The sequence below is a fragment of the Methyloterricola oryzae genome, from assembly GCF_000934725.1.
GTDB classification, from domain to species: domain Bacteria; phylum Pseudomonadota; class Gammaproteobacteria; order Methylococcales; family Methylococcaceae; genus Methyloterricola; species Methyloterricola oryzae.
Genome location: NZ_JYNS01000004.1, coordinates 36815 through 60560, shown reverse-complemented (window position 1 = coordinate 60560; position 23746 = coordinate 36815). Strand labels below are relative to the sequence as shown.

Annotated in this window: 24 protein-coding genes; 15 read left to right on the top strand and 9 right to left on the bottom strand. The window is 62.3% G+C overall.

Features of this window, described 5'->3' with window-relative positions:
• The first annotated feature begins 68 nt into the window (after positions 1-68).
• Positions 69-1007 (top strand): SCO family protein, encoded by a 939-nt coding sequence (locus tag EK23_RS07690; protein ID WP_045224767.1) that lies wholly within the window; start codon positions 69-71, stop codon positions 1005-1007.
• A 206-nt stretch (positions 1008-1213) separates the two neighbouring features.
• Positions 1214-2002, top strand: a complete 789-nt coding sequence (locus tag EK23_RS07685) for a response regulator (RefSeq protein ID WP_045224766.1) — start codon at positions 1214-1216, stop codon at positions 2000-2002.
• 82 nt (positions 2003-2084) lie between these two features.
• On the opposite strand, the gene EK23_RS07680 is transcribed toward EK23_RS07685, so the two are convergent.
• Positions 2085-2483 (bottom strand): YidB family protein, encoded by a 399-nt coding sequence (locus EK23_RS07680; RefSeq protein ID WP_082054028.1) that lies wholly within the window; start codon positions 2481-2483, stop codon positions 2085-2087.
• A gap of 160 nt (positions 2484-2643) precedes the next feature.
• On the opposite strand from EK23_RS07680, the gene lysM reads away from it, so the two are divergent.
• Together lysM and EK23_RS07670 are read left to right on the top strand one after the other, a co-directional pair.
• Positions 2644-3114 (top strand): peptidoglycan-binding protein LysM, encoded by a 471-nt coding sequence (gene lysM, locus EK23_RS07675; protein ID WP_045224765.1) that lies wholly within the window; start codon positions 2644-2646, stop codon positions 3112-3114.
• 372 nt (positions 3115-3486) lie between these two features.
• Positions 3487-4821 (top strand): YihY/virulence factor BrkB family protein, encoded by a 1335-nt coding sequence (locus EK23_RS07670; protein WP_052808026.1) that lies wholly within the window; start codon positions 3487-3489, stop codon positions 4819-4821.
• Positions 4822-4951: 130 nt separating this feature from the next.
• On the opposite strand, the gene EK23_RS07665 is transcribed toward EK23_RS07670, so the two are convergent.
• Positions 4952-5434, bottom strand: a complete 483-nt coding sequence (locus EK23_RS07665; protein WP_045224764.1) for a Spy/CpxP family protein refolding chaperone — start codon at positions 5432-5434, stop codon at positions 4952-4954.
• A 193-nt stretch (positions 5435-5627) separates the two neighbouring features.
• Between EK23_RS07665 and EK23_RS07660 the strand changes: the two genes are divergently transcribed.
• Together EK23_RS07660 and EK23_RS07655 are read left to right on the top strand one after the other, a co-directional pair.
• On the top strand, positions 5628-6308 hold the full coding sequence (locus tag EK23_RS07660) for a response regulator transcription factor (protein ID WP_045224763.1): 681 nt from the start codon (positions 5628-5630) through the stop codon (positions 6306-6308).
• A 4-nt stretch (positions 6309-6312) separates the two neighbouring features.
• The gene (locus tag EK23_RS07655; RefSeq protein ID WP_045224762.1) at positions 6313-7716 is read left to right on the top strand and encodes an ATP-binding protein; all 1404 of its coding nucleotides are present in this window, start codon (positions 6313-6315) and stop codon (positions 7714-7716) included.
• A 146-nt stretch (positions 7717-7862) separates the two neighbouring features.
• On the opposite strand, the gene acuI is transcribed toward EK23_RS07655, so the two are convergent.
• Positions 7863-8846: an acrylyl-CoA reductase (NADPH) gene (gene acuI, locus EK23_RS07650; protein WP_045224761.1), complete on the bottom strand. Its 984-nt coding sequence runs from the start codon at positions 8844-8846 to the stop codon at positions 7863-7865.
• 143 nt (positions 8847-8989) lie between these two features.
• On the opposite strand from acuI, the gene zwf reads away from it, so the two are divergent.
• Together zwf and EK23_RS07640 are read left to right on the top strand one after the other, a co-directional pair.
• Positions 8990-10471: a glucose-6-phosphate dehydrogenase gene (gene zwf, locus EK23_RS07645; protein ID WP_045224760.1), complete on the top strand. Its 1482-nt coding sequence runs from the start codon at positions 8990-8992 to the stop codon at positions 10469-10471.
• Positions 10472-10476: 5 nt separating this feature from the next.
• Entirely contained in the window at positions 10477-11250 is a 774-nt protein-coding gene (locus tag EK23_RS07640) for an alpha/beta hydrolase (protein WP_200892118.1), read from the top strand.
• Positions 11251-11271: 21 nt separating this feature from the next.
• On the opposite strand, the gene EK23_RS07635 is transcribed toward EK23_RS07640, so the two are convergent.
• The 3 genes from EK23_RS07635 to EK23_RS07625 are packed head-to-tail and all read right to left on the bottom strand — an operon-like array spanning position 11272 to position 13357.
• Positions 11272-11553: an RnfH family protein gene (locus EK23_RS07635; protein WP_045224759.1), complete on the bottom strand. Its 282-nt coding sequence runs from the start codon at positions 11551-11553 to the stop codon at positions 11272-11274.
• Entirely contained in the window at positions 11543-11998 is a 456-nt protein-coding gene (locus EK23_RS07630) for a type II toxin-antitoxin system RatA family toxin (protein ID WP_045224758.1), read from the bottom strand. Before EK23_RS07630 ends, EK23_RS07635 begins: the two co-directional genes overlap by 11 nt.
• On the bottom strand, positions 11999-13357 hold the full coding sequence (locus EK23_RS07625) for a sodium-dependent transporter (protein ID WP_045224757.1): 1359 nt from the start codon (positions 13355-13357) through the stop codon (positions 11999-12001).
• Positions 13358-13461: 104 nt separating this feature from the next.
• Here EK23_RS07625 and smpB point away from each other — a divergent pair, with 104 nt between their 5' ends.
• From smpB to EK23_RS07610, 3 genes are all read left to right on the top strand, one after another.
• Entirely contained in the window at positions 13462-13938 is a 477-nt protein-coding gene (smpB, locus tag EK23_RS07620; RefSeq protein ID WP_045224756.1) for an SsrA-binding protein SmpB, read from the top strand.
• Positions 13939-14050: 112 nt separating this feature from the next.
• Positions 14051-15280, top strand: coding sequence for a D-alanyl-D-alanine carboxypeptidase (locus EK23_RS07615; RefSeq protein WP_045224755.1), 1230 nt, complete (start codon positions 14051-14053; stop codon positions 15278-15280).
• A 43-nt stretch (positions 15281-15323) separates the two neighbouring features.
• Positions 15324-16421: an AI-2E family transporter gene (locus EK23_RS07610; RefSeq protein WP_045224754.1), complete on the top strand. Its 1098-nt coding sequence runs from the start codon at positions 15324-15326 to the stop codon at positions 16419-16421.
• A gap of 93 nt (positions 16422-16514) precedes the next feature.
• On the opposite strand, the gene EK23_RS07605 is transcribed toward EK23_RS07610, so the two are convergent.
• Complete coding sequence (locus EK23_RS07605) at positions 16515-16862, bottom strand: c-type cytochrome (protein ID WP_045224753.1); 348 nt, start codon at positions 16860-16862, stop codon at positions 16515-16517.
• A gap of 410 nt (positions 16863-17272) precedes the next feature.
• Here EK23_RS07605 and EK23_RS07600 point away from each other — a divergent pair, with 410 nt between their 5' ends.
• Together EK23_RS07600 and EK23_RS23895 are read left to right on the top strand one after the other, a co-directional pair.
• On the top strand, positions 17273-17725 hold the full coding sequence (locus tag EK23_RS07600; protein ID WP_145998594.1) for a plastocyanin/azurin family copper-binding protein: 453 nt from the start codon (positions 17273-17275) through the stop codon (positions 17723-17725).
• A 283-nt stretch (positions 17726-18008) separates the two neighbouring features.
• Positions 18009-18176 carry a hypothetical protein gene (locus EK23_RS23895; protein WP_200892117.1) on the top strand — a complete coding sequence of 56 codons (168 nt, stop codon included), beginning with the start codon at positions 18009-18011 and terminating at the stop codon, positions 18174-18176.
• A gap of 267 nt (positions 18177-18443) precedes the next feature.
• Here the strand turns inward: EK23_RS23895 and EK23_RS07595 are convergent, their stop codons facing one another.
• A complete protein-coding gene (locus EK23_RS07595; RefSeq protein WP_235281954.1) occupies positions 18444-21209 on the bottom strand; it encodes an Hsp70 family protein in 2766 nt (921 codons plus the stop codon).
• Between the two features lie 926 nt (positions 21210-22135).
• On the opposite strand from EK23_RS07595, the gene EK23_RS22410 reads away from it, so the two are divergent.
• Entirely contained in the window at positions 22136-22423 is a 288-nt protein-coding gene (locus EK23_RS22410; RefSeq protein ID WP_082054027.1) for a zinc ribbon domain-containing protein, read from the top strand.
• A gap of 78 nt (positions 22424-22501) precedes the next feature.
• Here EK23_RS22410 and EK23_RS07585 read toward each other — a convergent pair whose 3' ends face one another.
• Positions 22502-23128, bottom strand: a complete 627-nt coding sequence (locus EK23_RS07585; RefSeq protein ID WP_082054026.1) for a retropepsin-like aspartic protease family protein — start codon at positions 23126-23128, stop codon at positions 22502-22504.
• 158 nt (positions 23129-23286) lie between these two features.
• Here EK23_RS07585 and EK23_RS07580 point away from each other — a divergent pair, with 158 nt between their 5' ends.
• Entirely contained in the window at positions 23287-23730 is a 444-nt protein-coding gene (locus tag EK23_RS07580; RefSeq protein WP_145998593.1) for a beta/gamma crystallin domain-containing protein, read from the top strand.
• Positions 23731-23746 lie beyond the last annotated feature (16 nt).

The following is a 23746-nucleotide window of genomic DNA, read 5'->3' as shown; positions in this document are numbered from 1 at the left end:
CGCGACATCCGCGGCCCGATACCTCGCGATTTCTCCTCGCCCGCAGTTCGGGCGAAAAGAGGTGGATCATGAACGAAACCAATTCAAGCAATCGGCAGGTGTGGCTGGCCATCCTGCTGCTAGCAACACTTTGTCTGGCGGGCATTGTCGAGCCTGTCGCGGCGGCCCCGAGGGGCTCGCCCTGGGGGGCCAACTTTTTCCCCAATAGCGTGCTGATTAACCAGGACGGGAAGAAGCTCCGATTCTATGACGATATGCTCAAGGGCAAGGTGGTCATGATCAACTTCGTCTATGCGGGCTGTAAGGACGCCTGTCCCCTGGAGACGGCCAAGCTGCGACAGGTCCAGGAGGCCTTGGGCGATCGGGTGGGGCGTGACATATTCATGTACTCCATCACCATCGATCCCAAGCATGACACGCCCGCGCGGCTCAAGGAGTACGCGAAGCGCTACAAGGTGGCGCCCGGCTGGCAGTTCCTGACGGGAAAGGAAGCCGAGATCAACCAACTGCGCCAAAAGCTGGGTCTGGCCGAGGAGGGCGAGGGGCGCAGCGACCATACCATGAACCTGATTGTCGGCAATGAAGCCACGGGTCAATGGAAGCAGCGTTCCACCTTCGATAATCCCAAGGTGCTGGCCCGTGTGTTGGGGGACGAGCTGTTCAACTTCAGCCGTCCCGCGGTCGCCGATGGCAGTTATGCGGCGGCGCCCCACACGATTACCATCGATCCCGGCGAGGACCTGTTCCGCCGGCGCTGCCAGGTCTGTCACACCGTGGGCGCCGGCGATACCTTGGGACCGGACCTGGCTGGAGTGACCCGCAACCGCGACCGCAACTGGCTGGTGCGCTGGCTGAAGACACCGGATCAGGTGCTGGCCGAGAAGGATCCCATCGCCCAGACATTATTTACCCGGTACAACCAGGTGATCATGCCCAACCTGCGCCTCAGCGACCGGGATGTGGATGTCCTGCTCGAGTATTTGGATTCACGGGGCGGCACGATGTGACCCACGCCGGCGCCTGTGGCCTGTCCAGACAAGGCGGAAACGGTTTGGTTTCCCGAAGCGTTGAAACCCTAGCTCAATCTACAGTGAAGACCCTATGTCCGCGCTTTTTTGGGTATGTATCATATCTGTGACACGTAAGGTTCCGAGTATCCGTCGGCGGTGCCTTCCAAGAGGTTGATATGTGCCTACAAAGTGGTAGCGAGACAATGAAAGCCCTGATCGTGGACGACAATCAGCAGTTTCACGATTGTCTGCGCGAACATCTACAAACCCGCAATCCCGGCATGCGCATCGAAAGCGCGTGGGAAGGCGCGGATCTGGCCGCGCGCCTGGACCGTCTCAGGCCCGACGTGCTGTTTCTGGATATCAAGCTGCCTGACAGCAACGGGATCGAACTGGCGCGGCAAGTGCGCCGAGTTTATCCGGATATGCCCGTCGTCATCATGACGGCACATGGCGAGCCCGAATACCGGGAGGTGGCGGAGGCCGCCGGCGCTTCCTATTTTTTCCGCAAAGACGAACTGGACCCGCAGGTGGTGGATGCCATTATGCAGGCTGCGCGTCCCGCCGTGCGCGAAGCGGCGGGCAAGGACGGGCCGGTGGGCGCAACCGCCGCCATCAAGAGGCTGAAGTGCGGTACCTGGCTGGCGCTGGCCATTCTTGCAGTGCTGGGGGGATCTGTCCCGATGCTGCTGAAGGATGCTGCGCCGGGTTCTTCGGCGCCCGCCTATCACACCTTGGCGACCCAGGGCAGCATGCAGCAATTCGGGCGCAACGATGTGCGCCTGGTGTTTTCCGATGAGGCTTTGCAAAAGGATCTGACAGCCCTTTTGCTTTCGGTGAACGCGAGCATCGTGGGTGGGCCCAGTGCGCACGGGGTCTATACCGTGCGCATCGGTGACGGTACGGTTCCCGAGCCTGCCGTTGCGGATGCCTTGGCGCGGCTAAAGGCGGATAAGGCCGTGTTGCTGGCCGAGCCGGCCCTGGCCCGCTGAGCCGGGAGCCCGATCTGTCTGCATAGGCGCAGAACCAGGCGCCGGCGCAGCTCGCGCCGGCTGGCTTACACTTCCGTCGTCGCTACACCTTGAAGATCCCGGACAGGGCCTGGCTCAGGTCCGAACTTTGTGGAACCTGCCCATCGGGCGTCAGCTTGTCGATCAGCACCGGCAACAGGCTGGCTAGTTGATTGCTGGCCGTGTCCGCGTCGATGCCTAGCTTGGATGCCAGGCCAGTGACCAATTCAGGGCCGAGCACCGACTTGAGCTGGTCCGCGCCTATGGACTCATTGGCGCCGGTTCCTATCCACGAGGAAATGACGCTACCCAGCCCTCCTTGCTGGAATTTCTGGGATAGTCCATCCAGTCCGCCGGCACGATTTAGCAGCTCGGCAAGGCCCGACTGCAGCTCCGGTGACTGGCCGGCCTGTTTCAAAACGGCTTCCAAGGCGCCTTGCGCCAGATCGCTCAGAAAACTCATAGCAGGACTCCTTCATTCACGAGGGATGCCGGCCACGCGCGGCCGGTGCTCCAATTTAACAGACTTTTGCCCCTCATTCGGGTACCCTGGCCTTGGCTGCGCCTGCCGGAGCCCTCCGTCGGGATTGCCGAATCCAGTTCATCAACGAAGGGGGAATGCCATGGGTCTATTGAGCTTTATCCGTGAAGCCGGAGAAAAACTGTTCGGCGCTCAGGCCGAGGCCGCCGATACTGCCTCGTCCAACCGCTCCGCCAGCAGCGCCATCACCGCCTACATCGGCTCGCTGCAACTGCCGGTGACGGACCTGTCCATCGAGGTCGACACGGCCAGCCATACGGCCCGGGTGTCCGGGAAGGTACCGAGCCAGGAGGCGCGGGAGAAGGTCATGCTGGCCTGTGGCAATGTGCAGGGCATTGCCCAGGTGGAAGACGCGTTGACCGTCGAGGGCGAGGTGGATGCCGAAGCCCAGTTCCACACCGTGGAGCGCGGCGACACCCTGTCGGCCATCGCCAAGAAGTTCTATGGCGATGCCAATGCCTACAATGCCATATTCGAAGCCAACAAGCCGATGCTAAAGCATCCGGACAAAATTTATCCCGGCCAGGTGCTGAGGATTCCGTCTCGGGCGTGATGGGGGCGTCCAAGGCCCTGCAGTGCATCGCTTGAGCTGCGGGGGAAAAGGCTGGCGGCCAGACAAGTCGAGGATGTCGCGTCTTGCTGCCGCCGCCAGCAAAAAGAGGTCATGCAAGTCCCTCAGGAGCAGGTTTGGTGCCACGCGCCGGCAATTGTGGCGACTCAATGGCCAAAGCGTCTGCAGAGCGTGACACGGGGTGTTCGTTCAGGCCGCGACGGGATGGAATGCTGGATATAGCCTAGCCGCCGCGGCAAATGCCTGAACCTGAATTCGGCTTGTGCCGGGTGGCGCAGGTCCGCCGCAAGTTCTGCAGACAGGGCGACCGGCGACGCCACCGTTTTTGGGAGATGCAGGGAGATAGGTTGAGTCATGTCGCGAGTGGGTGTGGTCAAGGAATTTCTCGAGCGGGGGATTTGGTCACCGCAGTTGTCCAGCCGCAGTCCCTGGCTGGGCCGCCTCGCGGGCGCTCTCCGCTGGGGCTTTGCCTTGCAGCGCGCGATCCGCGAGGACGCGCTGGATTACCGCGCCATGGGCCTGGTTTACACCACCCTGCTGTCTCTGGCGCCGCTGCTGGCCGTCAGCTTTTCCGTGCTCAAGGGGTTTGGCGTGCACAACCAACTGGAGCCGTTTCTGTTACAGACTCTGGCGCCATTGGGACAGCAACGGGAAGAAGTCGTGCAGCGCATTCTCGGTTTTGTGGAAAACATCCAGGTGGGCGTATTGGGTGCCCTGGGCCTGGCGCTGCTGTTCTACTCGGTGGTCTCGCTGCTGGGCAAGATCGAGGACAGCCTCAACCTGATCTGGCACGTGCGCGAGCAGCGTCCTTGGCGGCGCCGCTTCACCGATTACCTCAGCGTGGTGCTCATAGGGCCCGTATTGGTCTTCTCGGCGCTGGGCATCACCGCGTCCATGACCAGTGGCCGGCTGGTGCAGTGGCTGGTCGAGCAGGAGCCCTTCGGATTTCTGTATTTTTTGCTGGTTCAACTGGTTCCCTATGCGCTCATCATCGGCGCGTTCACTTTCGTCTACCTGTTCCTGCCCAATACTCAGGTGCGGTTGCGCGCGGCCTTGATCGGAGCCGTTTGCGCTGGTTTGGCCTGGAAGGCCGTAGGTTGGGCCTTTGCGACCGTGGTGGTCGGATCCGCCAGCTACAGCGCGATCTACTCGGGATTTGCGACGGTCATTCTGTCCATGATCTGGCTGTACGCCAGTTGGATGATCCTCTTGCTCGGCGCAGCGATCGCATTTCTTGCCCAGTTTCCTTCATTCAGGGAATTCAAGGCGGAGGATGGCGGGACCATTCGGTATTCGCGGGAGCGGCTTGGGCTTCTCTTGTTGGTGCGGATCGGCAGGGCCTTCCTACAAGGTGAACCGCCACTTCGCCTCGAATCCTTGTCCGCGGATCTGAATCTGCCGCGTGAGCGAATCGCTGAGGTGCTGAGCGTTCTACTTCGCAGTGAAATGATCGCCCAGGTGCAGGGCGAGGCGCCTGCCTACCTCCCGGCGAAGGCGCTGGACCGGTTGCTGCTGAAGGACATTCTGAATGCCCTCGGGGGCGGCGGAGAAAGCCCCGGGCATCTGTCAATGGTGGAAGTCGATCGCCTGTTCGAACGCTTGCAAGCGACCCGGGATCAGGCCCTGGCCGGTCTGACGCTGAGTGATCTGTTGCTTGGCACCGCAAGTGACCCGCCGCGCGCAGTGTGAGCGGGCCTGGACTTGCGACATCGAGCCTGCTGTCCTCCGGGGAACAGCAGGCTGACGAGGAGGGACTCAAGGCTTATACGGGCCAGCCTGGATTAGGCCTGAAGGACCGGGAGGGCAGTGGTGGGCTCGATCAGTCCTTTTTCCAACGCCGGCCATGAAAGCCCATGGGCTTGTTCTTGACCTGTTGTTGCTGTTCGGCCGTCAGCACTTTGAAGATGGCGTTATCCAATTCCGCATGCAGCAGGGCGACTTCGGTCTTGTCCGCCATGCCGGCTTCAACCAGCGCCTTGGCCTTGTCCGCCGTGTACTCCTCGGAGAAGGCTAGCTTGCGCAGTTCCTCGAAATTGTCGCGGCGGTCCTGCCATTTACTGCGCAGGGCTTCGCCCTTGGTCTTGAGAATGTCCTTGATGGCCGTGCGTTGGGCCTCGGTCAGATTGATGCCGTCCAGGTAGGGCGGCAGGCGGTCTGCAGAGAATGGTCCCGGTCCGCCGTGGTAAGGTCCGCCCGGTCCGCCTTTGGGGCAATCGGCGGGCGCGCCGGCAAGGCTGGTCAGGGGAAATGCCAAGGCTAGAGCTAGGGCGGTTGCGCCCAGGGTCAGTGTGTTGCGTTTCATGGTGCGTCTCCTGTCGAAGGTGAAATTCAGCGGGCAGCGCCCGTACGCCTCTTCGGCGTTGGATAGAGTGTGGCCAAATGCACCGTAAACCGGGGCTCTGTTTGTGTAAATCTTGGTAAATCATCCATGGGGCGGCTTTTCAGTCACATTCGCTTGGCTATGATCGGCACATGACGAGCGCGAACGGATAGTTATGAAAGTATTGCTGGTGGATGACGATGCCGAATTGGCCGAGATGCTGGCGGAGTACCTGCACAGCGAAGGCTTCGCTACGGGCATCGCCCTGGAAGGCGCGCGTGGCGTCGCCGAGGCGCTCACCGGCCAGTACGACCTGGTGGTCCTGGACGTGATGATGCCGGGTATGAACGGCATCGAGGTGCTGGGCCGCATCCGCCTGCAGAGCCGGGTCCCGGTGCTCATGCTCACCGCCAAGGGCGACGATCTGGACCGCATCATCGGGCTGGAACTGGGGGCCGATGACTACGTGCCCAAGCCCTGCACGCCGCGGGAACTGACGGCACGCATCCGGGCCATCCTGCGCCGCACCCAGGGGGCAACCTTGGCCACGCCCGAAACCTTAAGCGAAGGGCCGCTGCAGATGCAGCCGCAGAAGCGGCAGGCAAGCTGGGGCGGTCTGGCCCTGGATCTGACCAGCACCGAGTACAGCCTGCTGGAGGCTCTGGTGCGCAATGCCGGGCGCGTGGTGAGCAAGAACGAGCTGTCGGAGGCTGCCCTGGGAAGACCTCTGGCCCGCTTTGACCGCAGCATCGACGTGCACCTCAGCAGCATTCGCCACAAGCTCGCCGCCTTGCCCGGCGGCGACGCATGCATACAGACCGTGCGCGGCCGCGGCTATCTGTTCGTCAAGGACTGAGGCCATGGGGCGCTTGTTCTGGAAGGTTTTTCTCGCCTTCTGGCTGGCTCTTTTGCTGGCAGGGGCGGGCGTTGGGACGGTGGTCTGGCTGCGTCACCTGGCCCTGGAGCAGGAGAGCGCGGCCAGCGTGGACCTGCGCTGGCGAGCGGCCCGCTGGGTCGGCGTTACGGAAGCGGTGCTGCGCCGGGGCGGCACCGCGGCCTTGCGTGAGCTGTTTTCGGACTGGGAAAGGTCGACGGCCCTGGAAGTGTTTGCGGTGGACGAGACGGGCCGCGATCTGCTCGGCCGGCCGGTGCCCGATGAACTGCTCGAAAGAGCCCGCGCGCTGGCCCAGGAAGGCCAGTTCCCGGACCAGGTGCGGCACGTCCAGGCCGACGATGGCCACAGCTATCTCTTGTTCATGCAAGGGCGCGAGCCGCCGCCGGGGGAGTCGTCGCCACCACCCGGAGGTTTCCGCACGCCGCCCCGGCATCGTCCGGCCCCCGCTCAGCCCGCCCCGGTGCTGCCGATCGCCTCCGGGATTCTTGCCAGCCTCTTGTTCAGCGCCTGGCTCGCCTGGTATCTGGCCAAGCCCATACGCAGCCTGCGCCGGGCATTCGCGGCGGTGGCGCAGGGGCAGATGCAGACCCGCGTGGCGCCATCCATGGGCCGGCGGCGGGACGAACTGGCCGATCTGGGCCGCGAGTTCGATCACATGGCCGGGCAGATCGCCAGCCTGATGGATGCCCAGCGGCGCCTGCTGCACGATGTCTCCCATGAATTGCGCTCGCCCCTGGCCCGTTTGCAGGCGGCCATAGGACTGGCCCGGCAAAACCCGGAAAAGCTGGATTCGACCCTCGCCCGGATCGAGCGCGAATCCCTGCGGCTGGATCAGTTGGTGGGCGAGTTGCTGACTCTTTCGCGCCTGCAGGCCGGCGTGAACGGCCCGCTGGAGGACGACATCGACCTGGCGGAGTTGATTGCGGACATCGTCGAGGATGCGCGGTTTGAATCGCAGGCCAAGGCCGTGCGCCTGGAATGCACCTCGCTCGAGCCGGTGCTGGTGCGTGGGCGGGCTGAGTTGCTGCACCGCGCCATGGAAAACGTGGTGCGCAACGCGGTCAGACATTCCCCGCAGAGCGGCTGCGTGATCGTTCAAGCCCGTATGGACAGGCGGGCCGGCCGTTTTCACCTGGCGGTACTCGATCAGGGGCCTGGAGTCGCGCCGGAGATGCTGGGCTCCATCTTCGAGCCCTTTTTTCGGGGCAGCGGCGAAGGGCAGGGCGGCTTCGGCCTTGGGCTCGCCATCGCGCGAAGGGCGGTGGAGGCGCACGGCGGCAGCATCAGGGCGCGCAACCGGCCGGGCGGCGGCTTGTGCGTGGATATCGTCCTGCCGGCCCGCGCGGTGGAAGCGGGGCTGGCTTATTGAACAGGCCCCAAAATACCCTCCTGGTATTTCGGGCCGACGCCAAGGTCGGTCGCGCCCGACCTTGGCTGACGCGGCCTGTGGCCGCGCCGGGGCATACGTGCCCCGCATTTACCCGGCCACTAAGGGCCGGGTAAATAACCGCTGGATCAGGCATTCACATTCACGACGATCCGCCCGCTGAGGGTGCCGTCGAGCAGGTCATGGGCGCATTGGATCACGTCCTTTAGGCCGATTTCCCAGGTCAGACCATCGGCCAAGGCTGCGGGCAGGACGCTTGCGAGTTGGCCCCAGGCGGATTCGCGCTCGGCCATGGGCGCTTGGGCACTGTCGATCCCCGCCAGGGTGATGCCGCGCAGGATGAACGGAGCCATGGAGCCCGGAAAATCCAGGCCCTGCGCCATCCCGCAGGCGGCCACCACGCCGCGCGGATGCAGCCCGGCGCAGACGTTCGCGAGGGTGTGGCTGCCCACGGTGTCTATCGCCGCGGCCCAGCGCTCGCGCTGCAGCGGTCTGGAGGCCGCGCTCAGTTCCTGCCGGTCCATGATTTCGGCGGCGCCCAGCGCCTTGAGGCGGGACCATTCCGCCGGCCGCCCGCTGCTGGCGGTCACCCGGTAGCCGCGCGTTGCCAGCAGGGCCACGGCGTAGCTGCCGACGCCGCCGCTGGCGCCCGTCACCAGCACCTCGCCGCGCTCAGGCGTGATGCCGTGGCGCTCCAGCGCCATGATGCAGAGCATGGCCGTGAAGCCCGCGGTGCCTATGGCCATGGCTTGACGCGGCGTGAACGCCCCCGGCAGCCGCTGCAGGTGCCTGCCTTCCACACACGCTCGCTGCGCAAGGCCGCCCCAGTGGCTCTCGCCCAGCCCGTAACCGTTGACGAAGACCGCATCGCCGGGCTTCCAGGCCGGATCGGCGCTTTCGCGGACTGTTCCTGCCAGATCGATGCCGGGCACCATGGGAAAGCGCCTCACCACCGGCGCGCCACGGGAAATCGCCAGCGCGTCCTTGTAGTTGAGGGTGGAATAGCTGACATCCACCAACACCTCGCGACCGGCAAAAGCGGATTCGTCGAGTTCGGCCAGTCGGGCCCGGAACACGCCTTCCGGGGATTCCAGCAGAATGGCTTTCACCATGGGGCAACTCCAGGCAAGATGGAAGGCGAGCGTATTGTCAAACCGCCCGGCCCGCCATGCAACGTCGCAGGACTTGCCGCGGTCCAAGGGAGCAGATCCAGGACATTTCCTCCGCAAGCCATCGCCATTCCAGGAGATCAGCCATGCTGCATCAGGAGACTACCCTCACACCCTGCAATTTCGTCATCTTCGGCGCCACCGGTGATCTTGCCACGCATAAGCTGCTGCCCGCCCTTTACCGGCTGGATCTGGCCGGGAAACTGCCGCAGGGCATGAATTTCGTCGCCTGCGGCCGGCGTGAACTGGACGATGAAAGTTGGCGCCAGCAGGTGCGGGCTTCCCTGGAGCAGAAACTCGAGGCACAAGGGGAGGTTCTGGATCGGTTCACCGGGCGTTTCGATTACCTGCGCGGCGAACTGAATGACCCGCAGTTCTACGTGGCCATGAAGGAACTGCTGGCCAAGCCGAAGCTGGGCGTCTGTTCCAATGTGGTGTTCTACCTGGCCATCAAGCCGGGGGATTTTCCTGCGGTGATCAAGAACCTGGACACGGTGGGCTTGTCGGGGCGCCGCGGTCAGCACCGCATCGTGGTGGAAAAGCCTTTTGGCATCGACATCGAGTCCGCGCAGACCCTCAACCAGTTGCTACACCGCTATTTCGACGAAACCCAGGTGTTCCGCATCGACCATTACCTGGGCAAGCAGACGGTGCAGAACCTGATGGTGTTCCGCTTCGCCAACACCCTGATCGAGCCCCTGTGGAACCGCAATTTCATCAACCATGTGCAGATCACGGTGGCGGAGCAGCGGGGCATCGAAGGCCGCGCCGATTATTACGACAAGGCCGGGGCTCTGCGCGACATGCTGCAGAACCACCTCATGCAACTCCTGACCCTGGTGGCCATGGAACCACCGCCCGCCCTGGAAGCGGATGTGCTGCGCGACGAGAAGGTGAAGGTGCTGCGCTCCATCCGCGCCATCGGCAAGCGTTCGGTGCATGCCTATGCCTGCCGGGCGCAATACCGCGCCGGCCAGTCCGGCGGCCAGGACGTGCCGGGCTATCAGGATGCGGAGGGAATCGAGCCCAATTCCATCACCGAGAGCTATATCGCCGCCAAGTTCTACATCGACAACTGGCGTTGGCGCGGCGTGCCGTTTTACCTGCGGACCGGGAAGCGGCTCAACCAGGCGGTGTCGATGATCGCCCTGCGCCTGCGGCATCCGCCCCAGCAGCTGTTTCGGGAAACGCCGCTGGAAGTGCTTGAACCCAACTGGATCGTACTCTCCTTGCAGCCGGAGGAAAGCATGCACATGGAGATCCATGCCAAGCAGCCCGGCCTGGACATGAACACCCGGGTGGTCAAGCTCAACGCGGGCTTCCGCGCGAATGACGAGCAGCCACTGGATGCCTACGAGACCTTGCTGTTGGACGTAATCGAGGGCGACCGCACCCTGTTCATCCGCTTTGACGAAGTGGAATGGGCCTGGCGAGTGGTGGACCCCATCGTCAAATACTGGGCCCAGGAGCGGGATTTCATCCACACCTATCCCGCCGGGAGTTGGGGGCCGGTGGAGGCCAATCGCCTGTTCGACGAGGACGACACCGCCTGGCGTAATCAGGTCTAGGCGCTGTGTCGGCTGCTCTGGTCACCCTGATGGCGGGCATGGCCTTGCTGCAGAATTTTCTGCTGTATTTTCCCGAGCCGGCACCGCTGGCGGCCGTGGAGCAAGGCGGCCTCCAAGCCTGGCCTGATCGGAATGCCTTCCGCGGGCTGCGGGCGGAGCCCGCCGGTGAAGCGCGTGGCACCGTGGTGGTCTTCCACGGCAATGCGGGCCATGCCGGGCAGCGCGGCTACTACGCTCAGGTTCTGGCAGGCCTGGGCTTTCGCGTGATCCTGGCGGAATATCCGGGTTACGGGCCGCGGCCCGGCGCACTGGGTGAGCAGTCCTTGGTGACCGATGCCATCGAAACCCTGCGCCTCGCTCATCAGGCTTTCGGCGCGCCGCTGATCCTGCTGGGTGAATCCCTGGGCGCGGCTGTGGCCGCCGGAGCCGCGGCACAGTCGCCCGATCGCGTGGCTGGGCTGCTGCTGATCACGCCCTGGGACCGGTTGGAATCGGTGGCCGGTCATCATTATGCTTGGCTACCCGTGTCATGGCTCATGAGCGACCCGTATGACAGCGTCCGCTATCTCACGAGCTTTCAGAAACCGGTTGTCGTGGTATTGGCGGAGCGAGACAGCGTCGTGCCCGTGGCCAGCGGCCTGGGCCTGTATCAGGCATTGCCGGGGCCGAAGCGCCTGGTGGTGGTCCAGGGCGCGGACCATAACGACTGGCCGGCTCGGGTTGAAGGGGTCTGGTGGGCGGAGGTTCTGGAATTTCTGGTCGGCAAGGGGGCTTCTTAAACCCTCTCATGCGAGTTCGGCTCAGGCGCTGGTTGCGCTCTTTGCTGCCCGGTTTCGCCGCGCTTCCTTGGGGTCAGCGATGAGGGGACGGTAGATTTCCACCCGGTCACCGGAGCGCAGGATCTGATCCAGCTTGCAGGCCTTGCTGAAGATGCCGATGCGGTTCTGGGCCAAGTCGATCTCGGGAAAGCGCTCCAGAATGCCCGACTGGCGGATGGCGCCTTCGGCCGTGGTCGCTTCGGCGACCTCCAGGGCTAGGATGACCTGCACATCGGGGCGCGCGTAGGCGACTTCAACCTTCATCTTCTTCGTGGTGATAGAGGTAGATGGCCTTGGCCCGCTCGCTGAAGGCCGAGACCATGGTGTTGCAGATCTGGTTGAAGATGGCGCCAAAGGCCAGGTTGGCCAGTTTGCCGTTCATCTCGAATTCCAGATCCAGGGCGATCTTGCTGGCGTCGGCGCGCAACTCGGTGAAGGTCCAGACCCCTTCCAGGTGACTAAAGGGACCGTTCAGCAGGCTCAGGCGGATTTCCCGCGGCGCCGTGATGGTGTTGCGGGTGGCGAAGGACTTTTGGAAGCCGGCGCGCGCGATGTCCAGTTCCGCGTCCACCACGTTGCCGGAATGGCGCAGGATGCGGCTTCCGGTGCACCAGGGCAGAAACTTGGGGTAGGACGGAATATCATCCACCAGGTCGAACATGAGGTGCGCGGGAAAACGCACCAGGGCGCTGCGCTGTACCGTGGTCATTCAAAGGACTCCGAGGGCGTCCAGAAAGATGATGACGATGCCGGCCGGCGCCACATACCGCGTCAGCGCATGCCACAGACCGAAGGCCGGGCCGGGCCCCATCTCCAGTTCGGACTCGACAGTCGCCCTTGGCATCACCCAGGCGGCGAACACGGCCACCAGGAGGCCGCCCAGGGGCAGCATCAGGTTGGCGGTGACGAAGTCCACCAATTCGAACAGGGTTTTGTCGAAAAGTTTCACTTCCGACCAGATGTTGAAGGAGAACGCGGTGGCCAGGCCCAGGGCCCAGCAGGCCAGGCCGGCATAGAGGCAGGCGGTCTTGCGGTGCAAGGCGAGGTTTTCGGCGAGGAAGGCCACCGCCGGCTCGATCAGGGCAATCGCCGAGGTGACGGCGGCAAAGAACACCAGGACGAAAAACACCATGCCGAACAGCCAGCCCGCCGGCATCTGGCCGAAAGCGATGGGCAGAGTCTGGAAGATCAGGCCGGGGCCCATGGTGGGTTCCAGACCATTGGCGAACACGATGGGGAAGATGGCAAGGCCCGCCATGAGCGCGACGGCGGTGTCGGCGCTAGCGACAAAGGCGCTGGAGCGGGCGATGGACACGTGGGCCGGCAAATAGGAGCCGTAAACCATGATGGAACCCATCCCCAGCCCCAGGGAGAAGAAGGCCTGGCCCATGGCCGCCAGCACCCCTTCGCCGGTCAGCTTGCTGAAGTCCGGGTTGAACAGGAAGGCAAAGCCCTGACCGAAACCGCCGGAACTCATGCCATAGAAATCCAGCAGCACCAGCATCGCCAACAGGGCCGGCATCATGTAGCGGGTGGCCCGCTCCAGACCGCCGCTGACTCCGCGGCTGACGATGACCATGGTGGCGACCATGAACACGGTGTGCCAGATGAGCTGGAATTCCCAGGAGGATTTGAACTCGTCGAAGAATCGGGTGGCCGCCGCCGCGTGGATATGTTCGAACAGGGCGCTGTTGACCTTGAAGATATAGGCCATGGACCAGCCGGCGATGACGCTGTAATAGGACAGGATCAGAAATCCCGCGGTAACGCCCAGCCAGCCGGCATAATGCCAGTTGGGGCTCGCCTTGGCCTCCTCGGCCAGGGTCAGCATGGTGTTGATGGGGCTTTGCCGGCCGCGCCGGCCCAGCAGGGTTTCCGCGATCATGATGGGCAGGCCGATGGCGACCACACACAGCAGATAGACCAGCACGAAGGCGCCACCGCCGTATTGGCCGGCGAGGTAGGGGAACTTCCAGATGTTGCCCAGGCCGATGGCGGAGCCGCTGGCCGCCAGGATGAACGCCATGCGCGAGGACCATTGCGCATGCAGGAGACGCTGCTCGGTCATTAATTTCCCCGGTGAGTTAAATCGTACCCGCGCAAGCGGTGACGCTGCGCGATGCGGTAAAATAACAAAATTACCCCCTACAGTCAGGCATATTCCTCCTCGCAATGGCAGCCAAGAAGAAAAACCAGAACGGTGATTCCAACATCGCGCAGAATCGCGCCGCCACCCACGATTATTTCATCGAGGAGCGCTTCGAGGCCGGTTTGGTGCTGCAGGGCTGGGAAGTGAAGAGCCTGCGCGATGGTCGGGCGCAGCTCAAGGAAAGCTATGTGGTGCTGAGGAATGGCGAGGCCTACCTGCTGGGCGCACACATTTCGCCGCTGTTATCGGCTTCCACCCATATTCACCCCGATCCGCTGCGCACCCGTAAGCTGCTGCTGCACGCCCGTGAGCTGAGCCGCCTCATCGGACATGTGGAGCGCAAGGGCTATACTTTGATCCCGTTGGCCCTGTACTGGAAAAAAGGCCGCGCTAAGCTGGAAATCGGTCTCGCAAAAGGCAAGAAGCTGCACGATAAGCGCGCCTCGGAAAAGGACAAGGACTGGCAGCGGGAAAAACTGCGCATCATGAAGCAAAGGTAAGCTCGAATTCCCGTTGTCGCTGTTTTCCCGGCCAGATACGGGCCGGGCTCCCGCCGTTCTTGGGGGAAACAGTGGCCACCCCGTACTCAAACTTTGAAATGCTAAGGAAGCAATGTTGTCACATCGCCGTATTCGCCATGGGTTCGCCCTTGCACTCGTCCTGATTGTTTCCGCCTTGCTGGTTGGTAATGCGACGGCGGGACCTTATTCCGCACTGGTGGTAGAAGTGGAATCGGAGCGGGTGCTGTTCTCGCAGAATGCCGAGGAACTGCGCCATCCCGCCTCACTCACCAAGATGATGACGCTGTACCTGACCTTCGAGGCGCTGGCTCGCAAGCAGATATCCCTGGACGACCGCCTCGTGGCCTCGCGCTACGCTGTGTCGAGGCCGCCCTCGCGGATCGGTCTTCGTGCCGGGGAAACCATCGCCGTGGAAGAGGCCATCCTGGCGCTGGTCACCCAATCCGCCAACGACGCAGCCACCGTGCTGGCCGAATCCCTGGGCGGTTCCGAACCGGGCTTCGCCGCCATGATGAACGCCAAGGCGCGCCAGTTGGGCATGAACAACAGCGTGTTCTACAACGCCTCGGGTTTGCCCAATCCGGACCAGGTGACCACGGCCTGGGATATGTTCCGGCTGGGCAAGGCCTTGCTGAAGGATTTCCCGGAATACTATCCCTATTTTTCCACCGACCATTTCAATTTCGGTGGAAGCAGCTTTCACAATCACAACCATCTGCTGAAGAACTATCCGGGCGCCGACGGGATCAAGACCGGGTTCGTCAACGCTTCCGGGTTCAATCTGGTTGCATCCGCCAAGCGCAATGGCAGCCGCCTGATCGGCGTGGTGTTCGGCGGCAGCACCCACTCGCGGCGTGATGCGCACATGCGCGACATCCTCGATGATGGCTTCGACCGTCTGGAAGGTCGCGAGCCGGTCCAGCGCTATGCGCTGATGCAACCTTCGGATGTGCCCACCCTGTTGCGGCGTCCGCCCAACGTGACGGATGAGCAGGATATGCTGCGCTATGCCCGTCGGACACAGGCGCGATCACCGGCGCCCAAGAACAGCCAGGAGGCTAACCAGAGCAAGCAGGCGTCGAGTTCTTGGCATGTACGCGTGGGCCAGTTCAAGAATGAAAAACAGGCGGAGCAGCGGCTGAGTCAGGCCATGAAAGCGGCCCCAACGGCCCTGCGGCATAGCAAGGCGGCCATTTCACGGCATGGCAAGACCAGTTACGTGGCCTACTTCAAGGGGCTGGACCGGAATGACGCGGCCCAGGCGTGCAAGCAACTGGGGCGCAAGCGTATCCAGTGCAGCCTGGCCGTGGCTTCCAACTAGCAGCCGGCCGATTTGCCTGTCAACTCGTGAATAAGGCCCGGGCGTGAGCGATTCCCGCCGCTGGTTCATCCTGACAGGCCTGGGGGCATCCGCCTGGCTGATCTATCTCTTGGCGCCGATCCTCACGCCCTTCGTGGCCGGCGCTTTGCTTGCCTACCTCAACGATCCTCTGGCGGATCGCCTGGAGGCGGCGGGCCTGAAACGGCAGACCGCGGTGATCGTGGTTTTCCTGGTGGTGGCTCTGGCCGCGATTCTGGCCCTGCTATTCCTGTTGCCCCTCCTGGAAGCCCAGGTCGGCCGCCTGCTGGACAACCTGCCCGCCTTCGCCGCCTGGTTCAAGACTTCCGCCTTGCCCTGGCTGCGGAACCGCTTCGGTGTCCAAATCAACCTGGGTGGTGGACTGGATCAGGTGGCCTCTCTGCTGGGCGCTTACTGGCAGGAAGCCGGAGGCGTCGCCACGGCCGTGGCCAAGTCGCTCTCGCATTCGGGGGCGGTACTGCTTTCCTGGATCATGAACCTGCTTCTGATCCCTGTGGTGACCTTCTACCTGCTGCGAGATTGGGATGTGCTGGTGGCGCATATCGCCGAGCTGCTGCCGCGCCCCTGGGCGCCCACGGCAAAGGGTCTGGCCCGCGAGGCGGATGAAGTTCTGAGCGCTTTCCTGCGGGGGCAGTTCTCGGTGATGCTGGCCTTGGGCACGCTATACAGCATCGGATTGTGGCTGGTTGGCCTGGATCTGGCCCTGCTGTTGGGTGTGACCGCAGGGTTGGTGAGTTTCGTACCGTACCTGGGGGCCGCGGTCGGTGTGGTGTCGGCCTCCGTGGCGGCCGTATCGCAGATGGGGGAATTCTGGGCAGTGTTGCCGGTGTTGGGGGTTTTTGCCGTCGGGCACGTGTTGGAAGGGGTCGTGCTCACGCCTTGGCTGGTCGGCGACAAGATCGGCTTGCACCCGGTGGCGGTGATTTTCGCCGTGCTGGCGGGAGGCCAGTTGTTCGGATTCTTGGGTGTTCTGATGGCGCTACCCTTGGCCTCCGTGGTCATGGTGCTGCTGCGCCATGCGCATGGCCTTTACAAGGACAGTGAGCTTTATGGAGATGCCGAGGTTACGGCAGCCGATCAAGACCCGCCGAGGAAACGCTAATCCGGAAACTGAGCGTGCTGCGCTCGGGGAAGGGAAGGGTTGGATTGCCTCCCGCGCCCATGACGGGCCCGGGAGGCAAACGAAGATGCCGGATTATTCCAGCTTGCCGCCGGGAACGGTGCCGTCGGAGCGGGCCTTCAGGTAGGCGTAGAGGTTGTCCATGCCGTCCATGACCATCTTGTTGTCCTTGAATGCGCGCATGGCGCCTTTTCCGTTCGTGACAGTGGCGGCGAACTGTTCCTTGGAGAGGGCCTTCAGTCCGTTGACGAGGTTGGGGAACGCGCCGCCGCCTTCCGCACCCGGCCCGTGGCAGGCTTCGCAGCCACCGCGCTCGTAGACCTTTCTACCCTTCGAGATGGCCTCTTCGACCGCGAAGGCGCTTTGAGCCGCGAACAGCAGGACAGCGCCGGCGCCGACCGCAGTTATGATTTTTTTGCTCATCAGTTTCCTCCTAGCATGGGAAATCAAGTAAATTCCTTCGGAATCGCCACGGCAAGCCATTCGCTTCTCGTGATTCCAGTCAGGGTCCTTTAGTTGTTAATCGCTAACCGGACCGCGCGTAATTCTATAGCCTTGCGGTGAATTTGACCAAGTGGAAAATTCCTCTTGTCCCGGTCACTTGAAGCCGAGTGTCGCCGGCCAGCGTAGCGCCGGATGAAGAAGCGCGCGGGCATAAAACTGCCTTTGCACCGGGGTAGCTTTGGACATCGCGACGCGAGGTCAGTGTGCCTGGCAATCGCTGAATGGGAACTGAACGCGCGAGCCAGTCGGGTGCGTCTACCGATTGGCGCTGTGGCCTGCCTTGGCGCGGGCTTGGACGTTGCTGGGAGTCCGTATTGGAGAGGTGTCAATTGATCGCATATCGAATGCTGGCTCTGGCTTGCTTGCTGTGTGGCGTGCCGCTCGGGGGCCAGGCTCAAACTTATGAAATCAAGGGCGAAGGGGTTCGCTTTCAGCCGGAGATCATCCATGCGCGTATAGGCGACGTCATCGCCTTCCGCAAGATGGTTCCCCATGCCGTCGAGTCCATCGATGCCATGTGGCCGCAAGGCGCCGAAGGTCTGAATTCAAGTCTTGGGGCGGACGTCGATTATGTCATTGCCACGGAAGGCGTCTATGTATTCCGGTGCCCGCAGCACTGGCGGGCACGCATGGTGGGCGCCATCGTCGTGGACGGCACGGAGGATGTGCCCGGCATCGTGGCGGGAATGCTGGAAAATGCCGACAGCGAGATGCTCAAACCCGCCAAACGCTTGCTCAAACGCCTCGCCGTTCTGTATCCACGACCGGTGGAAACCCCATGAAATTGGGAAGGTCAGAGTTGTAATCCATAAGTTTTAACTGATGATAACTATAAAAATAAGCCTATTCAAGGACTTAAGAAATTTCGACAAAAACAATGTAAAAAAAGTCAACAAGATCGCTTGAATATGACTGTTTTCATTTTTAGAATGCTTGCGCGGATGGGGGATGTCCTCACCGGCATCACTCCTCACGAGGTTGCAGGGCATAAGCCTTGCGAAGTAAAGGCGACGGTCTTTCCCGACGTCGATGTTTCAATGACTAGATCTTATGAGGGTACAAAAAATGGAAAACAACGAGAAAGATAACTTCTGGCTCTACATTGGAGGCATCATCGTAATCGCGGTCGGTCTGGTGTTCATGCTGAAGGGCCGTGAGATGGAGAGTGTTCCCTACGACGCCTATTCTCAGACCAAGGCCGAAGTAGAAAAGCAGATCTCCAAAGCAAAATAAGAAAATGTCGTTCCGTACGTGAAAGCGTGCAAGGGAACGATAAAAGCACCAGAGGAAAAAGAATAAGAAATCAGGAGGAGAGACTGTCAATTGGGCTTTGCTGTGTGGGAATGCTGCTGGCGTTCAGAAAATTAGAACAAACGACGTCGGTACCCACCCAGCAAAGTCGATTTACTTGGGAATGGATTTATCACCTCGGGTTTTCCCGCCCCACCTACCTATAGCGCATCGGGTTCCGCCCAGTCTTGGGCGACCCTTTCAGAGCCCTCACACCAGTAGCTTGAGTCCAGGAGGCAATGCCTCCCCGAAGGCGCGTTTCGAGTCGGCCTGGTCCAGATGCACATAGTGCTTCACCATCGCTACCCAGGTTTCGGGGGCCTTGGCCGCCTGTAGCGTGGCTACTACCTGGGCGCGCAGTTCCGCACTCACATCACGTTCCCGGTCTTCGCACAGCCGTGCCATGAGCGTCGCGGCAAAGCCCGCCAGGGGTTGCTTCTTCCAGTCCAGTTTCAGCAACTCGCCTAACCAGGCCTCCGCCGCGTCGACCGGCACCACTTCGTGGGAACTGCCATGGAAAGGAATTCTGGAGCCAATTCTGCCCAGGGCCCACCAGATTTCGGCGGGCGCGTCACCGCCCTTCTGCAATCGCTCCAGCAGCCAGCCGCCCAACTCCACCTTGGTGACTGGGGACAGGCGTTCCAGCGTCGCGGCAAGGCGGAGCATGTCCTCGAAGGCGCGCTTGCGCGCCAAAGTGGCCAGATTGCCGCGCTTGATGGCGCGAGGGTCGATGAAGTCGGACAGGTCCTGGAAGATCCGAGTTTGCTCGGTCGAGCCGAGACCGCCGCAAACTCTGCGCCACAGCGTCCACCACTCCGCCCAATTCTGCGCTTCGTTCACATGCTGGATACCGGATTCATAGATCGGCCAGAGACGTTCGACTCGCCAGTCATCCAGAGCCACCCCAAAGCCCGGCCGTAGACAGTAGCCGGTAAGGCTCAGCCACAATCTTTCGTGTTCGGCGGTACGGCGCCGGTGCGGCATCCCGTCAAGCAACGGTGCGGACAGTTCGCGCAACAGCTTGGTGTCCCATTCATCGCGTTTGCCCAGGCGCTTTTCCAGTTCGCCGCGTAGACCGCGAACGGCTTTGGGGTCAGCCTCCTTGGCTTTCTTGCCGAAGACTTTCTGGATAAGCGCGACCGCTTCGTTCAGGCGTGGATGCGTCTGGTCGTCGGGGTCGTCGGCTCCACGGCTTTCGTCCTGGCCTCGCAACTGGAATTCCACGTCCCAGCGGCGCTCCGGGTCATCCTCGGCGATACACTGAAGCGACAGGGTGCCGATTTCGCTCAGGGTGGCGGACAAACGAACCCTTACGTTCCCTGGCTGCGCGCCTTCGTTTTCGCGGAAGGCTACGGCCAGGGGAGGCAAGTGGACAAAGTCGGGATCGTCCAAGGCCACCATTTCGCCGGGCTGGCAATTCACCTCACCGGCGCTTGAAACGAGGTGGAAACGCACCGGCTGTCCCAGGCGCAACGCGAAACTGCGCCCTTCGAGGACGATTTCCCGGCCTTCCTCGCATCCCTTGGGTAATAGGCACACGCCTTCACGCCCTTCGCCGTCCGTGTCCACCAAAAGGAAAAAACTGCGCGGGGATCCGCCGCCGATGCGGCCGACGCCCAGGCCATGCCGCGCCATCGCATAGGCCACCGCGCCGTAGGCGACCGCCAGATCCGGACGGTCATTCTTGAGCTGCTTGGGTCGGCGACCGATCCAGGATTCCAGCAAGTCCAGAACCCGTGACTCGATGAGGGGACTACGGAAGGCCCCGCCGTTGAGCAGAATGGCATCAGGCGCATGGACGCCGTCTTCGCTGTCCTCGGGCGCGGCAGCGTGCGCGCTGAGGAAGGCAGCCAAGTGCCGGCTGACGGCCGGATCTGCCACATAGGGCAGCCCGAACTCGACCACCGCACTGCGGCGACGCTCCGGTCGCTGGTCCAGGGGGACGAGAGGAAAGAAGCCATCCAGGACTACCTGGCTTACCTCGCTTGCGCTGAGCGCCGTGCTGCGTGCCCCGCCGACGAGACGGGAGCCCCCGCCCAGCAGAGTGACGCTGGCCGATTCCGTACCATCGCCGGCGAGCAGGCGCTCCTTGGCTGAACGGCACTGCTCCACCAACTGCGCCAATTGCGCGGCGGTGAGCTTCTGTCCTTCGGGCACGAGCCGCTGTTCGAGCCGGTGCGCCAGGGTCAGGTCGATATTGTCCCCGCCGAGCATGAGGTGGTTGCCGACGCCGATTCGGGTCAGTTCCGGGCGCGCGTCTTCTCCATGCTCCACCCGGATCAGGGTCAGGTCGGTGGTGCCGCCGCCGACGTCGACAATCAGCAGCAGATTGACTCCGGAGAGGCTGCGCCGCAGGCTCTTTCGGTGCCGCCATAGCCAGTCATAGCAGGCGGCTTGCGGTTCCTCGAGCAACTGCACATCCCTTAGTCCGGCCAGGCGGGCCGCTTCCAGGGTCAGGGCGCGTGCGGATTCGTCGAAGGACGCGGGCAGGGTCAGAATGACCTCCTGGGCCTCCAGCGGATGTTGCGGCTGCTGGTGATTCCAGGCTGCCCGCACATAGGAAAGATAACTGGCGCTGGCTTCCAGCGGGGATACTCGGGCCGCGTCCGCCGGGGCGCCCCAGGGCAGGATGGCGGCGGTGCGATCCACGGCCGCGTGGCAGAGCCAGCTCTTGGCGCTGGTGACCAGGCGTCCGTGGGACTTGGCGCCCAGTTCACGCGCCCAGGTTCCGAAAATGGCGTCTTGGCAGAGTTCGCCTGCGGTCCAGGGCAAACGCATGTCCGTCTCGCTTAGTTCCCCCTGGGCGGGGTGATAGCGCGTCGATGGGAGCAGGGGGCGTCGGTCCACCTGGCCCGGGGCGATCAGTTGTTCGAGTTGGAACAGTTCGATCTTGGCGTTTCCCCGTTTTACCGTGTCGGCATAGGCCACGACGGTGTGGGTGGTCCCAAGGTCGATGCCGACCATGTATCGGGGCATGGCAAGCCCCGCTGTGTTGCTGGCGTTCATCATCGAGTGCTATTTGGACGGCAGGTGTTGCGGTTTGGCCAGGTAAAGCCTGCTATTGTCCGAAAAAGCAGGTGGGTATGGGAACTCCTGGTGGGAATTATGTCCCGCAGAGAACCGAGACGTGCACGCCGGCTAGCTTTAAGTGCTCGGGCGCGTCGGGCGGGAAGGATCGCTAGGCTGAGAGTGTGACACGAATGGTGGGAAAGAGAGTCGCGCCGGTCGGACCTGCTCGTGGCAGATCTCTGGGAGTCCGCCGGCGCCAAATAATCGTTTTATTGCCACTCAGCACAGCATGCGTTCATTCCCTCTGAAGGGAAGCGCATGCAAGCGCGAGCCTCAGGGCTTTGGCGATCTGTACTGAAACGCTAGTGAGCTCAAAACTTGGGATATGAGCTCGGGCACCGTGTGAACTTGTTGGATGCCTTGTTGGGGCCGCCGCGGCTGCCAAGACCGGTCGCAAGAAATGTCTCCACGGACCGGGTGGTTCCTCCCGCCTGCGGTCCGCTCGACAGCCCCCCGCCGGTGGAGGCTTTGACCTTGAACACGTTCTGACTGCGACCGTACATTTCGTTTTGAGACATAGTGCACCCTCCAAAAAAGATTAACGCTCGATGACTATTGACCTCCATCCATGAACGGGGCCGATCTGCCGTCCTGCTCACTTCGCGACGGCACGCCAGACGGATTCACTCACACATCAGGCTCTGGGCGTAATCGGCAATTTATTATTTCCAAAAAACGTCCTTGTAGCAATAGGTATTTATATGCTAACTGCGCGCCGCGGTGCGGACCTATGGAAAGCGTGGTGGGCTTAGGCTATCCTCTCTCGCCGGCAACGGCGGTCTAAGCCCGAACGGGTTGGTTCGAGTGCGTGCAATTTTGCAAGAGGTTGGTCAATGTTTTGTCGTTACTGCGGTAAGGAGTTGAAAGATACTGCGACGGTTTGTACGGCCTGTGGCAAGCCGGTTGATGCGCTGTCGTCCGGCGCTGCGCCGAAAGGAAGCCGCTGGAGTTTTTCCGAGATGGTGGGCCTGATCGGCGCGACCCTGTTCATCCCTCCGGTGGGTATCGTTATGGGATTGCTGGGGCTGCGTAATGAAGCCAAGAAAGTGCAGGCGGCGATCCTCCTCACCATATCCGTGTTCATGTCCCTGGTGATGCTGGCGGTGGTGCTGGGCCTTTAGCGTTCTTGCCGCTTCGGATTCGGGCGCCAGGCCCTTCTCATTACAGAATGCGGGCTGCGAAAGGCGCAGAAGTCGGCCTTAACGGCCGCCCTTAAGACAAGCCAGGGTCTTCTCGTCGATCACCTTGCCTTTTCCCATACAGTCGTTCAACGACCGCTGAAAGCGGGGGTCCGATGCGGCCGGCGGGGGAGTCGCGCTGGGCCCTGCATCGTAACTCAGGACCAGATTGTCGCCTTCCTGGCTGAACTGCAGCAGGCTGAGCGCGCTCATGCCCAGAAGCACGAATTCTTCCTTCATTTCAGGATTGATCGCCGCCGGCGTGTCGCTGATCTGGATACGGCCAATGCGCAGCGTGTCCAGTTCTGTTGCGTAGTGCGTGACAAGACCGCCACCGGTCCTGAAGTTCATAGCCTTGCCTTTTCTCAGGCCGATGCGCCTGGCAATGCCCTCGGGCACGACCACCATGCTGGCCCCGGTGTCCACCAAAAATCGCACATCGGTCCCGTTGATTTCCCCATCGCCCATGTAGTTGCCGGCGAGGTCTCGGGGTAGCACCACCTTGACCCGAGTGTCCCGGAGCGCTGGTGATTCCTCTGTAAGCCCAGATGCTTCCATCTCCGCGTGCGACGCGCCGATGCTCGTGCAGAGCAAAAGGACAGCACGGGCCAACTGCGCCTTTAGGCTGATGCTTTGGGTGTGTGCCATGCGTTGACTCGGATGGTGGTTGTCTGGCCGAGAGTATAGCGCCCGTGGTGCGTGGGAGTGCCTCGAGACGCCAGGAAGTACTCTTGGAAAACCTGGGGGGCAGGATTATGCTGCAACCACCGCCGGACTCGGACCGGCGCAAAGAAGAGGAGATGGTTATGCATCCCACAGCGAGATCGATATCCACCCCACTGGCATGCCTGGGCGTGTGCCTTTTGGCGGGAAGCAATGCGGCCCTGGCGAGCGGTGACTGCTGGCTGGACATCTATGACAAAACCAATTTCGAGGGGGCGCACGTGCGCATCGACGGGCCGGCGGAACTGCTGAGTCTGGGCAAACTGGCCGGCGAAGACTGGAGCAACCGCATCGACAGCCTGAAGGTCGGACCCAAGGCCCAGGTGATTGCCTACCGGCTGGAGCATTTCCAGGAGGCGCCATCCGAACAACCCTATCACGGCGACGCTATTCGAAATTGGGGTGGCGATCCGAAAGGCTACTCCGATCAGGATATAAGCTTCGCGCCGGGCCAGATGGAGCACCACCTGGGCGAACTCAACTATCACCAGAACATTAATTCACTTAAAATCAAGTGCCTGCCCTAAATCCCTGGGCTGGTTC

Bases quoted from the DNA above. Each gene is read 5' to 3' on its own strand.
- EK23_RS07660 (WP_045224763.1), top strand. From the start codon at position 5,628: ATGAAAGTATTGCTGGTGGATGACGATGCCGAATTGGCCGAGATGCTG.
- EK23_RS07690 (WP_045224767.1), top strand. From the start codon at position 69: ATGAACGAAACCAATTCAAGCAATCGGCAGGTGTGGCTGGCCATCCTG.
- EK23_RS07635 (WP_045224759.1), bottom strand. From the start codon at position 11,553: ATGAAGGTTGAAGTCGCCTACGCGCGCCCCGATGTGCAGGTCATCCTA.
- EK23_RS07670 (WP_052808026.1), top strand. From the start codon at position 3,487: ATGTCGCGAGTGGGTGTGGTCAAGGAATTTCTCGAGCGGGGGATTTGG.
- EK23_RS07615 (WP_045224755.1), top strand. From the start codon at position 14,051: ATGTTGTCACATCGCCGTATTCGCCATGGGTTCGCCCTTGCACTCGTC.
- EK23_RS07680 (WP_082054028.1), bottom strand. From the start codon at position 2,483: ATGAGTTTTCTGAGCGATCTGGCGCAAGGCGCCTTGGAAGCCGTTTTG.
- EK23_RS23895 (WP_200892117.1), top strand. From the start codon at position 18,009: ATGGAAAACAACGAGAAAGATAACTTCTGGCTCTACATTGGAGGCATC.
- EK23_RS07580 (WP_145998593.1), top strand. From the start codon at position 23,287: ATGCATCCCACAGCGAGATCGATATCCACCCCACTGGCATGCCTGGGC.
- zwf (WP_045224760.1), top strand. From the start codon at position 8,990: ATGCTGCATCAGGAGACTACCCTCACACCCTGCAATTTCGTCATCTTC.
- lysM (WP_045224765.1), top strand. From the start codon at position 2,644: ATGGGTCTATTGAGCTTTATCCGTGAAGCCGGAGAAAAACTGTTCGGC.
- EK23_RS07625 (WP_045224757.1), bottom strand. From the start codon at position 13,357: ATGACCGAGCAGCGTCTCCTGCATGCGCAATGGTCCTCGCGCATGGCG.
- EK23_RS22410 (WP_082054027.1), top strand. From the start codon at position 22,136: ATGTTTTGTCGTTACTGCGGTAAGGAGTTGAAAGATACTGCGACGGTT.
- EK23_RS07630 (WP_045224758.1), bottom strand. From the start codon at position 11,998: ATGACCACGGTACAGCGCAGCGCCCTGGTGCGTTTTCCCGCGCACCTC.
- acuI (WP_045224761.1), bottom strand. From the start codon at position 8,846: ATGGTGAAAGCCATTCTGCTGGAATCCCCGGAAGGCGTGTTCCGGGCC.
- EK23_RS07665 (WP_045224764.1), bottom strand. From the start codon at position 5,434: ATGAAACGCAACACACTGACCCTGGGCGCAACCGCCCTAGCTCTAGCC.
- EK23_RS07605 (WP_045224753.1), bottom strand. From the start codon at position 16,862: ATGAGCAAAAAAATCATAACTGCGGTCGGCGCCGGCGCTGTCCTGCTG.
- EK23_RS07585 (WP_082054026.1), bottom strand. From the start codon at position 23,128: ATGGCACACACCCAAAGCATCAGCCTAAAGGCGCAGTTGGCCCGTGCT.
- EK23_RS07655 (WP_045224762.1), top strand. From the start codon at position 6,313: ATGGGGCGCTTGTTCTGGAAGGTTTTTCTCGCCTTCTGGCTGGCTCTT.
- EK23_RS07685 (WP_045224766.1), top strand. From the start codon at position 1,214: ATGAAAGCCCTGATCGTGGACGACAATCAGCAGTTTCACGATTGTCTG.
- smpB (WP_045224756.1), top strand. From the start codon at position 13,462: ATGGCAGCCAAGAAGAAAAACCAGAACGGTGATTCCAACATCGCGCAG.
- EK23_RS07595 (WP_235281954.1), bottom strand. From the start codon at position 21,209: ATGCCCCGATACATGGTCGGCATCGACCTTGGGACCACCCACACCGTC.